This window comes from Kitasatospora sp. NPDC056327, from assembly GCF_042261735.1.
Lineage (GTDB): Bacteria > Actinomycetota > Actinomycetes > Streptomycetales > Streptomycetaceae > Kitasatospora.
Genome location: NZ_JBHJRC010000322.1, coordinates 1 through 9,175, shown reverse-complemented (window position 1 = coordinate 9,175; position 9,175 = coordinate 1). Strand labels below are relative to the sequence as shown.

The 9,175-nt window shown below is 76.7% G+C and carries 9 protein-coding genes and 1 pseudogene; 7 read left to right on the top strand and 3 right to left on the bottom strand.

The window, feature by feature from the left end:
* Window positions 1-348: pseudogene (locus tag ACFCX4_RS31255) on the top strand (adenylyl cyclase); the annotation flags it as partial.
* A gap of 7 nt (window positions 349-355) precedes the next feature.
* On the opposite strand, the gene ACFCX4_RS31250 reads toward ACFCX4_RS31255, so the two are convergent.
* From ACFCX4_RS31250 to ACFCX4_RS31240, 3 genes are all read right to left on the bottom strand, one after another.
* Complete coding sequence (locus ACFCX4_RS31250; protein WP_376149843.1) at window positions 356-1,057, bottom strand: siderophore-interacting protein; 702 nt, start codon at window positions 1,055-1,057, stop codon at window positions 356-358.
* A 105-nt stretch (window positions 1,058-1,162) separates the two neighbouring features.
* Complete coding sequence (locus ACFCX4_RS31245; RefSeq protein WP_376149840.1) at window positions 1,163-1,864, bottom strand: TetR/AcrR family transcriptional regulator; 702 nt, start codon at window positions 1,862-1,864, stop codon at window positions 1,163-1,165.
* Between the two features lie 4 nt (window positions 1,865-1,868).
* Window positions 1,869-3,107, bottom strand: coding sequence for an MFS transporter (locus tag ACFCX4_RS31240; protein WP_376149838.1), 1,239 nt, complete (start codon window positions 3,105-3,107; stop codon window positions 1,869-1,871).
* A 375-nt stretch (window positions 3,108-3,482) separates the two neighbouring features.
* Here ACFCX4_RS31240 and ACFCX4_RS31235 point away from each other — a divergent pair, with 375 nt between their 5' ends.
* From ACFCX4_RS31235 to ACFCX4_RS31210, 6 genes are all read left to right on the top strand, one after another.
* Window positions 3,483-4,316: a 2,3-dihydro-2,3-dihydroxybenzoate dehydrogenase gene (locus ACFCX4_RS31235; RefSeq protein ID WP_376149835.1), complete on the top strand. Its 834-nt coding sequence runs from the start codon at window positions 3,483-3,485 to the stop codon at window positions 4,314-4,316.
* Window positions 4,317-4,493: 177 nt separating this feature from the next.
* The gene (gene dhbC / locus ACFCX4_RS31230) at window positions 4,494-5,699 is read left to right on the top strand and encodes an isochorismate synthase DhbC (RefSeq protein ID WP_376149849.1); all 1,206 of its coding nucleotides are present in this window, start codon (window positions 4,494-4,496) and stop codon (window positions 5,697-5,699) included.
* A gap of 50 nt (window positions 5,700-5,749) precedes the next feature.
* A complete protein-coding gene (locus ACFCX4_RS31225; RefSeq protein ID WP_376149846.1) occupies window positions 5,750-7,429 on the top strand; it encodes a (2,3-dihydroxybenzoyl)adenylate synthase in 1,680 nt (559 codons plus the stop codon).
* A gap of 58 nt (window positions 7,430-7,487) precedes the next feature.
* Window positions 7,488-8,120, top strand: coding sequence for an isochorismatase family protein (locus ACFCX4_RS31220; RefSeq protein WP_376149832.1), 633 nt, complete (start codon window positions 7,488-7,490; stop codon window positions 8,118-8,120).
* 5 nt (window positions 8,121-8,125) lie between these two features.
* Entirely contained in the window at window positions 8,126-8,350 is a 225-nt protein-coding gene (locus tag ACFCX4_RS31215) for a phosphopantetheine-binding protein (RefSeq protein ID WP_376149829.1), read from the top strand.
* Window positions 8,350-9,135, top strand: coding sequence for an AMP-binding protein (locus ACFCX4_RS31210; RefSeq protein WP_376149826.1), 786 nt, complete (start codon window positions 8,350-8,352; stop codon window positions 9,133-9,135). Before ACFCX4_RS31215 ends, ACFCX4_RS31210 begins: the two co-directional genes overlap by 1 nt.
* The last annotated feature ends 40 nt before the right edge of the window (window positions 9,136-9,175 follow it).

The window sequence follows — 9,175 nt, the reverse complement described above, 5'->3', positions numbered from 1 at the left end:
ACGCCGGCGCCCGGGCCCTGGGCGGCCGAGGCCGGGGCCGCGCACGCGATCGTGCGCGGCCCCGGCCACGAGGCCCGGCCGGTCTTCGAGAAGCGGTGCCGGAACGACGAGTTCACCCACGAGGGCCGCCGGATGCTCGCCACCCTGGTCCGGGCGGCGGAGCCGGACGGGATGTTCCCGGAGGTCGGGACGGCCGCCGCCGACGGGCGCGAACTGCCCGGCGCGCTCGCCGCCGGCCGCGCGGTGCCGGCCGCGCCGGGTGTGGCGGAGGGTGACCCGACCACCGAGCCGTACACCGAGCCGTACACCGAGGCGGTCTCCGGGGCCCGCCGGGCACAGGGGGACTGAGGGGGCGTCATTCCTTGTGGTCGGCCTCGCCCTGCTTCCAGTAGCCCTTGCTGTGGACGCGCTCGCGGGGCAGCGCCCAGTCGGTCAACAGGTGGCGGCGGACGGTCGCGACGGAGTGCGCCTCGCCGGCCAGCCAGGCCGTGGTGCCGGACGGCACGTCGGCGGCGAGCAGGGCGTCCGCGAGCGTCCCGCCCTTCGGCAGGGCCGGGTCGCGGGTCAGCCAGTGGACGCCGAGGCCGTCCCGGGCGGGGAGCGGCAGGCCGGCGCCGGTGGCGTCGCCGACCTCGACGAACAGGGTGGCCGGGATGTGCGCCGGGAGTTCCTCCAGGATGGTCAGTGCGGCGGGCAGGGCGCTCTCGTCGGCGCCGAGCAGCGCGTGTCCGGCGTCCTCGAAGGACGGGCGGCGGCCGCGCGGGCCGGCCAGCACGGCCGCGTCGCCGGGGCGGACGACCTCCGCCCAGCGGGAGAGCGGGCCGTTGCCGTGCAGCACCACGTCGATGTCGACCTCCCGCTCGGCCGGGCGCAGGTGGCGGACGGTGTAGGCGCGGGAGTGGCCCTCGGGGACGCCCAACTTGACCCATTGGGTGGGGTGTTCGACGCCGAGCGCGTCCAGGGTGGGGCCGTGGAAGGTGAGCCGGACGAGGGCGGGGGTGAGCGGGGTGACGGCGATGACCTGGGCGTCGTGGGTCGGCCGGGGGCGACGGAACACGGTGACTCCTCGGGGATCCGGGGCGCGCCGGACCTGGCCCGGGGTGAACACGGGCCGGCGGCTGCGCGGTCGGTGAAGTGCGAAGGGTGAAGGGTGCGGGTGCGGTCAGCGCGGCAGGTGCTGGTCGAGCAGCGCGTCGACGAACGCGGCGTCGAGCGGGCGGCGCAGCACCAGGGCGCGGTGGTAGAGCGGGGCGAGCAGGGCGTCGAGCAGGACGGCGGCCGCGTCGGTGCCGTGGTCGCCGGCGGGGAGCCCGAGGCAGGCCCGGGTGTGCTCGACGTCGCGGGCGCGCAGCGGGTCGAGGAAGCCGTCGTGCAGCAGCTCGGCGGTCCGGGTGTCCAGCTGGGCGTGCCCGAGGAGCGCCTGGAGCACCTGGCCGGCCGGATCGCCGCCGAGGAAGGAGGCGAACCGGTGCACGTAGGCGCGCAGGTCGGCCGGGTCGGCGGGGGTCCCGGCGGGCCAGGCCAGGGCGGTGGCGGCGTCCAGGACGAGGTTGTCGTAGAGGATGTCGACCTTGGACTTCCACCACCGGTAGATGGTCTGCTTGGCGACCCCGGCGGCGGCGGCGATGCCCTCGATGGTGAGGCCCTCGAAGCCCTGCTCCACCAGGAGGTCGTCGGCGGCGTTCAGGACCGCCAGCCGTGCGGCCTCGCTGCGGCGGCCGCTGCCGCCGCCGGTGCTGCCCGGAGCGGTCGCGGCGGCCTGTGCGGCGGTGCGGCGTCCGGTGGCGGGGCGGGGCTGGGCGGCGATGGTGTCCTGGTCCTTGTGCGGGGGCGGCTGCGGGCCGGTGGCGACGGGTGCGGCCATCCTCTCACGCCTCCTCGGGGCGCGGGGCCGCCGTCCGTCCGGGCGCGGAGGGGCGGCGCACCAGGCCGGCCGCGATCACCAGGGCGAGGAGGGCGACGGCGGCGCTGAAGACGACCCCGCCGGTGCGCAGGTCGGTGGCGCGGATGAGCACGCCCACGCCGATCACCGGGAGCGAGAGCATGGTGAACAGCACCGCGAAGAAGGCGGAGACCGTCTCGCCGCGCTGCTGCGGGGCCACCCCGCCGTTGATGGTGCCGAGACCGGTGCCGATCGCGGTGCCGGTGGCGAGGCCGTTGACGCAGGCGCCGAGCAGCAGCGGCGGCAGCGTCCCGCCGAGCAGCGCGCCGATGACCAGCGCGGCGGACAGCACCAGGCCGGCGCAGGCCAGCGGCAGCGCGCGGGACGGCGGCAGGACGCGGACGAGGAGCTGTCCGACGGCGATGGAGAGGAAGGCCAGTGCGACGACCAGGCCGGTGAGCGCGTGGTGGTGCAGGCCCAGCACGGTGGCCAGGAAGAGGCCGCTGACCGCCGTCAGCACGCCGGTGACGGCGAAGCCGGCGCCGCCGGCGAGGGCGGCGCGCAGGAAGGCGGGGCGGATCGCGGGCGGGACGTGCAGCGGCTGGAGGCGCAGCCGGAACCGGGAGCCGGCCCGGACCTCGGCGGGCACCGTCTCGGGGACGGCGAGCAGGCCCAGCAGGGCGACGCCGGTGAGCACGAGCGTGACCGTCCACGGCAGTCGCAGCGGCGAGCCGGCCCACTCGGCGAGGAGGCCGGCGAACAGGGTGCCGCCGGCCAGGCCGCCCATGTTGGCGCCGAGCGCCACGGTCTGGGCGCGCAGCCGGTGCTCCGGCGGGGCGAGGTCGAGCAGGGCGGCGGTGGCGGAGCCGGTGACCAGGGCGGCGCCGAAGCCGGACAGGACGCGGGCGGCGAGCAGCCAGGGCAGCGAGTCGGCGGCCTCGAAGAGGCCGGCCGCCGCGGCGGCGAGCAGCAGGGCGGCGATCAGGACGGGCCGCCGGCCGATCTGGTCGGAGAGCCGGCCGAGGGCGAGGAGTCCGGCCACGACGCCGAGCGCGTAGAGGGCGAAGACCACCGTGACGGTGAAGGTCGAGAAGCCGAAGGCCTGCTGGTAGAGCGGGTAGAGCGGGGTGGGGACCGTGGTGCCGGCCATGGTGACCCAGAAGGCGAGGGCGACGGCGGCCGGGGCGAGCCGGCCGCCTTGGCGGCGGGGTGGGGCGGAGGACACGGTGGCTCCTCGGGGAGGACGTCGGGAGGTGCGCAAGGGCACCGGGGGCGCGGGAACGCGGGCGCCGGGGAAGGGCGGCCGGGGGCCGCCGGGGCGCGAAACCGGACGCAACGGTGCGTCTCGATTCGACGGTAACACTGGACGCAACGTTGCGTCCACATTTGCCGGTCCGGCGGCCCTCCGCCCCCGCCCGCCGCCCGCCGGGCAGCCGCCGTCGGACGCCCCGCCCGATGTTCTGCCGCGCGCCCCGCCGGACGCCCCGTCCGTTCCGGATCCGCCCCGCGCACTCCCGCCCCGCACAGTTGACGACCCCGCAGGGGCCGTCCGACCTCGCACGACCCCTCGGCGGACCCGAACAATTGTGTTAGGTTAGCCTTGCCTAATGTTGCTGGTCGGAGGGGATTTTCAGTGCAGCAGTCCGAACTAGCCGGCACCGTCGCGCTCGTCACGGGGGCCGGACAGGGCATCGGCGCGGCGGTGACGCGCGCGCTCGTCGACGCCGGCGCCGTCGTGGCGGCGGCCGACCGCAACCCGGGTCCGCTGGCCGTGCTCGCGGACGAGCTGTCGGGCCGTCCGGACGCGCACGGCCCCGTCCACCCCTACACCCTGGACGTCACCGACGCCGCCGCCGTCGAGTCCACCGTGGACCTGATCGAACGCCAACTGGGCCCGGTCGGCATCCTGGTGAACGTCGCGGGAATCCTGCGCGTCGCACCGGTCGTCGAGCTCGGCGACCAGGACTGGGCCGACACCTTCGCGGTCAACACCACCGGGGTCTTCCACACCTCCCGTGCGGTCGGGCGGCGGATGGCCGAGCGCGGCGGCGGCGCCATCGTCACCGTCGGCTCCAACGCGGCCGGCGTGCCGCGCACCGGGATGGCCGCCTACGCGGCCTCCAAGGCGGCGGCCACCATGTTCACCCGCTGTCTCGGCCTGGAGCTCGGCCGCTCCGGGGTGCGCTGCAACATCGTCTCGCCCGGTTCCACCGACACCGACATGCAGCGCGCGCTCTGGCAGGACGACGCCGCGGCCGCCGAACGGCGCGTCATCGACGGCGACCTGGCCGGCTACCGGACCGGCATCCCGCTCGGCCGGATCGCCCGGCCCGCCGACATCGCCGAGGCGGTGGCCTTCCTGGTCTCCGACCGCGCCCGCCACATCACCATGCACGACCTCTACGTGGACGGCGGCGCCACCCTGCGCGCCTGACGCCACGGCGGTCCGGGCAGCCGGACGGCCCCGCCGGCCGCGACCCGGGACGAGCAGCGCCCCGGGACCCGCGGCCCACCGGGGCGGCGCACCCCCACCGGGGCGCGCGCCCCGAACCACACCACCCGCCGGCCGCCGCGACGAGCAGCGCCCGGCGACCACTCGCAGACTGGGAGAATCCAGGTGACCACGGTGCATCACGCCCCCGCCGGGACGGACCACACCGTCATCGGCGCGGCCAGCGGGCTGCTGGGCCAGTACCGGGCCGCGCCCGACGAGGCGTTCTTCGCCTCCCCGACCCGCACGCTGCTCGCCGAGGGCGTGCACGCCCGGGTGCCCCAGGACGGGCGCCCGCTGGCCGACCGGGTCGCCGACACCCTCGCCCGGGCCCGCCGCGACGGCGTCGAACACCCGCTGGTGGTGGGCGCGGTGGCGTTCGACCACGACAGCCGCGCCGAGCTCGCCGTCCCCGCCCGGCTGCGCAGCTGCGGCGCGCTGCGGGACGACCCGCTGATCGCGCTGCCCGCCCCGGCCGCCGACCGGATCGACTGGGACGTCCGCCCGGTGCCCGCCCCCGAGGCGTACGGCGCCGGTGTCGCCGAGGCCGTCCGGCGGCTGCGGGACACCGGCGAGCTGAGCAAGGTGGTGCTCGCCCGCACCCTGGAGCTGCACGCCGACCGCCCGCTCGACCTGCCCGCGATCCTCCAGCGGCTGGCCCGCCGCGACCCCGGCGGCTACACCTTCGGCGTCCCGGCCGGCGGCGGCCGCACCCTCATCGGCGCCAGCCCCGAGCTGCTGCTCTCCCGCCGGGGCACCTCCGTGGTCGCCAACCCGCTGGCCGGCTCGGTGCCGCGCAGCGCCGACCTCGGCGAGGACGTCCGCCGCGCCGCCGCGCTGCTGGAGTCGCCGAAGGACCTGCACGAGCACGCCTTCGTGGTGGACGCCATCCGTGCCGCCCTCGCGCCCTACTGCCGCACCCTGGACGTGCCGGAGCGGCCCACCCTGGTGCGCACCGCCGCGATGTGGCACCTCGCCACCACCATCACCGCCGAGCTGGCCGACCCGGCGGTCTCCGCCCTGGAGCTGGCCGTCGCGCTGCACCCGACCCCGGCGGTCTGCGGCAGCCCGACGCCGCTGGCCCGCGAGGCGATCCGGGCGATCGAGCCGTTCGACCGCGGCCTGTACGCCGGCATGGTCGGCTGGGGCGACGCGCACGGCGACGGCGAGTGGGTGGTCACCCTGCGCTGCGCCGAGGCCGACGAGCGGAGCCTGAAGGTGTTCGCCGGCGCGGGTGTCGTCGCCGAGTCCCGGCCGGAGGCCGAACTCGCGGAGACCAGCGCCAAGTTCCGTACCTTCCTGGACGCCGCGGGAGTGCCGCGGTGAGCGACCTGACCACCCCGGGGGAGACCGACGTGACCGCACCGCTCGATCCGATGGAGCAGGTGCTGGCCGGCTTCGCCCCGTACCCGGCGGAGTTCGCCGAGCGCTACCGGGCGGCCGGTCACTGGCGCGGCGAGACCTTCGGCTCGGTGCTGCGCGAGCGCGCCGCCGCCCACCCCGACCGGATCGCGGTCGTCGACCCGGCGGGCGGCGAGGGCGAGGACCCGACCCGCCGCTGGACGTACGCCGAGCTCGACCGCCGGGCCGACCGGACGGCCGCGGGCCTGCGCGCCCTCGGCATCGGCCGGGGCGACCGCGTGGTGGTCCAGCTCCCCAACACCGCCGAGTTCTTCGAGGTGGTCTTCGGGCTGTTCCGGATCGGCGCGCTGCCGGTCTTCGCGCTGCCCGCGCACCGCTTCACCGAGATCTCCTACTTCTGCGAGTTCACCGGCGCGGTCGGCTACGTGATCCCGGCCGTCGAGGGCGGTTTCGACTACCGCGACCTGGCGAGCCGGGTGAAGGCCGGGGCGCCGTCGCTGCGGCACGTCCTGGTGACCGGCGGGGACGCCGGCGAGCACACGCCGCTGGCCGGCGTCGCGGTGGACCCCGTCCCCGGCGCTGGCCCGGAGCCGCGGCCGGAGGACGTCGCCTTCCTGCAGCTCTCCGGCGGCAGCACCGGGGTGCCCAAGCTCATCCCGCGCACCCACGACGACTACATCTACTCGCTGCGCGGCTCGGTCGAACTCTGCGGCCAGGACGAGCACAGCGTCTACCTCGTGGTGCTGCCCGCCGCGCACAACTTCCCGCTCAGCTCGCCCGGTTCGCTCGGCACGCTGTACGCGGGCGGCACGGTGGTGCTCTGCCCGCAGCCGAGCCCCGAGACGGCGTTCCCGCTGATCGGGCGCGAGGGCGTGACCATCACCGGCCTGGTGCCGCCGCTGGCCCTGCTCTGGCTGGAGGCCGCCGAGCGGCTCCGGGCGGCCGGCGGGGCGACCGGGCTGGAGTCGCTGGAGGTCCTGCTGGTCGGTGGCGCCAAGTTCAGCGAGGAGGCGGCCCGCCGGGTGCGCCCGGTGCTGGGCTGCACCCTCCAGCAGGTCTTCGGGATGGCCGAGGGCCTGGTCAACTACACCCGGCTGGACGACCCGGAGGAGGTCGTCGTCACCACCCAGGGCCGGCCGATCTCCCCGGACGACGAGGTGCGGGTGGTCGACGACGAGGACCGCGACCTGCCCGACGGCGAGACCGGCCACCTGCTCACCCGGGGGCCGTACACCATCCGCGGCTACTGGAACGCGCCGGAGCACAACGCGAACTCGTTCACCGCGGACGGCTTCTACCGCACCGGTGACCTGGTCCGCCGCACGGGGACCGGCCACCTGGTGGTCGAGGGCCGGGCCAAGGACCAGATCAACCGGGGCGGCGAGAAGGTCGCCGCCGAGGAGATCGAGAACCACCTGCTGGCCCACCCGGCCGTCCACGACGCCGCCGTGGTCTCGATGCCCGACCCCTACCTGGGCGAGCGCACCTGCGCCTACGTGGTGCTGCGCGAGGAGCACCGCGCGCGGCCGCCGAAGTCCGTCGATCTGAAGCGCTTCGTGCGCGGGCGCGGGCTGGCCGACTTCAAGGTGCCGGACCGGGTCGAGTTCGTCGACGCGTTCCCCGCCACCGGCATCGGCAAGGTCAGCAAGAAGGACCTGCGCGCCGCCATCGCCGCCTCCCTCCCCACCTCCTGACACCTCCTGACACCTGCGAGCTCCCCGGACTCGCTGACACAGCTAAGGAAGCACCGCCGTGGGCCTGCCCCGCATCCCCTCCTACCCGATGCCCGACGCCGCCGCCCTGCCGGCGAACCGGGTCGACTGGACCGTCGACCCGTCCCGGGCCGTGCTGCTGGTCCACGACCTGCAGAACCACTTCCTGAACGCCTTCGACACGGCGGCCCCGCCGCTGCCCGAGCTGTTCGCCAACATCAACCGGCTGCGCGCCTGGGCCGCCGAGCACGGCGTGCCGGTCGTCTACTCGGCGCAGCCGGGCGGTCAGAGCCCCGAACAGCGCGGTCTGCAGCAGGACTTCTGGGGCCCGGGCATCCCGGACGACCCGCGGGCGGCGGCCATCGCCGACGAGGTCGCCCCGGTCGCGGGCGACCGGCTGCTCACCAAGTGGAAGTACAGCGCGTTCGTCCGCACCGACCTGGACGAGCTGCTGCGCGAGCAGGGCCGCGACGAGCTGGTGATCACCGGCGTGTACGCGCACATCGGCGTGCAGGCCACCGCCTGCGACGCGTGGATGCGCGACGTGCGGGCCTTCGTGGTGGCCGACGCGGTCGCCGACTTCGGCGCGGACGAGCACCGTGCCGCGCTCACCTGGGTGGCCGGCCGCTGCGGCGTGGTCACCGGCACCGACGCCGTACTGGAAGGGAAGTGACGGGCATGGCCTTCACCGTGGAGCGGATCCGCGCCGAGGTCGCCGACCTGCTCGGCGAGGAGCCGGCGGACATCCCGCTGGACGAGAACCTGGCCGACTGGGGCCTGGACTCGGTGCGGCTGATGGCGCTGGCCGAGCGCTGGCGCTCCGAGGGCGCAGAGGTGGCCTTCCTGCAGCTGGCCGAGCGCCCGGCCGTCGAGGCCTGGGCCGAGCTGCTGGGCGCGTCCTGATGGAGTCCGCAACGGGGGCGGCCCGGCCGTCGGGAGCGGCGCGGTGGCCGGCCACCACGGCGATCGGACCGGTCGAGGCGCAGGCCGCCCGGACACCGGACGCGCCCGCGCTGCTGCCGGTCGGCGCGGCGCCGGTGAGCTACCGCGAACTCAACGCCGCGGCCAACCGGATGGCGCGCTGCCTGGCGGACCGCGGCGCCCGCCCCGGTACGGTCGTCGGCCTCGCGCTCACCCGCCCGGCCGACCTGGTGCCGGCGCTGCTGGCGGTGGCGAAGTCGGGGGCGGCGTACCTGCCGCTGGACCCGGACGACGCGCCGGGCCGGCTGGCCTGGCTGCTGGCCGACGCGGCCCCGGTCTGCGTGCTGGGGGAGGGGGTGCCGGACGCCGAGCGGCCGGCCGCCGCCGAGCTGGCCGGCCGGGCGGTCACCGACCCGCCGCGCGCGCTCACCCCGCAGCACCCGCTCTGCCGGGCGTACGGTCCCGGCGGCCGGCCGGCGGGGGTGTGGACGGCGCACGGCGAGGTGGACCGCCGGGTGCGCGAGCTGCAGGCCGCGTACGGGCTCGGCCCCGGCGACCGGGTGCTCCAGCTGGGGCTGCCGCTCTGGGAGTTCCTCTGGCCGCTGCGGACCGGGGCGGCGCTGGTGCTGGCCGATCCGGACCGGCCGGGCGACGTGGGGGAGCTGGTCCGGGAGGCCGGGGTGACCGCGCTGCGGGCCGCTCCGTCGGTGCTCGGCGAGCTGCTGCCCGGGCCGGGACCGGTGCACCTGGTCCCGGAACGGGGCTGACGGACGGCGGACGGCGGCCGGCCGGGGGCGGACCCCGCCG

What these genes read in the sequence shown, in the direction of transcription:
- ACFCX4_RS31245 (WP_376149840.1), bottom strand. Translation starts at nt 1,864, where the DNA reads ATGGCCGCACCCGTCGCCACCGGCCCGCAGCCGCCCCCGCACAAGGAC.
- ACFCX4_RS31225 (WP_376149846.1), top strand. Translation starts at nt 5,750, where the DNA reads ATGGAGCAGGTGCTGGCCGGCTTCGCCCCGTACCCGGCGGAGTTCGCC.
- ACFCX4_RS31215 (WP_376149829.1), top strand. Translation starts at nt 8,126, where the DNA reads ATGGCCTTCACCGTGGAGCGGATCCGCGCCGAGGTCGCCGACCTGCTC.
- ACFCX4_RS31210 (WP_376149826.1), top strand. Translation starts at nt 8,350, where the DNA reads ATGGAGTCCGCAACGGGGGCGGCCCGGCCGTCGGGAGCGGCGCGGTGG.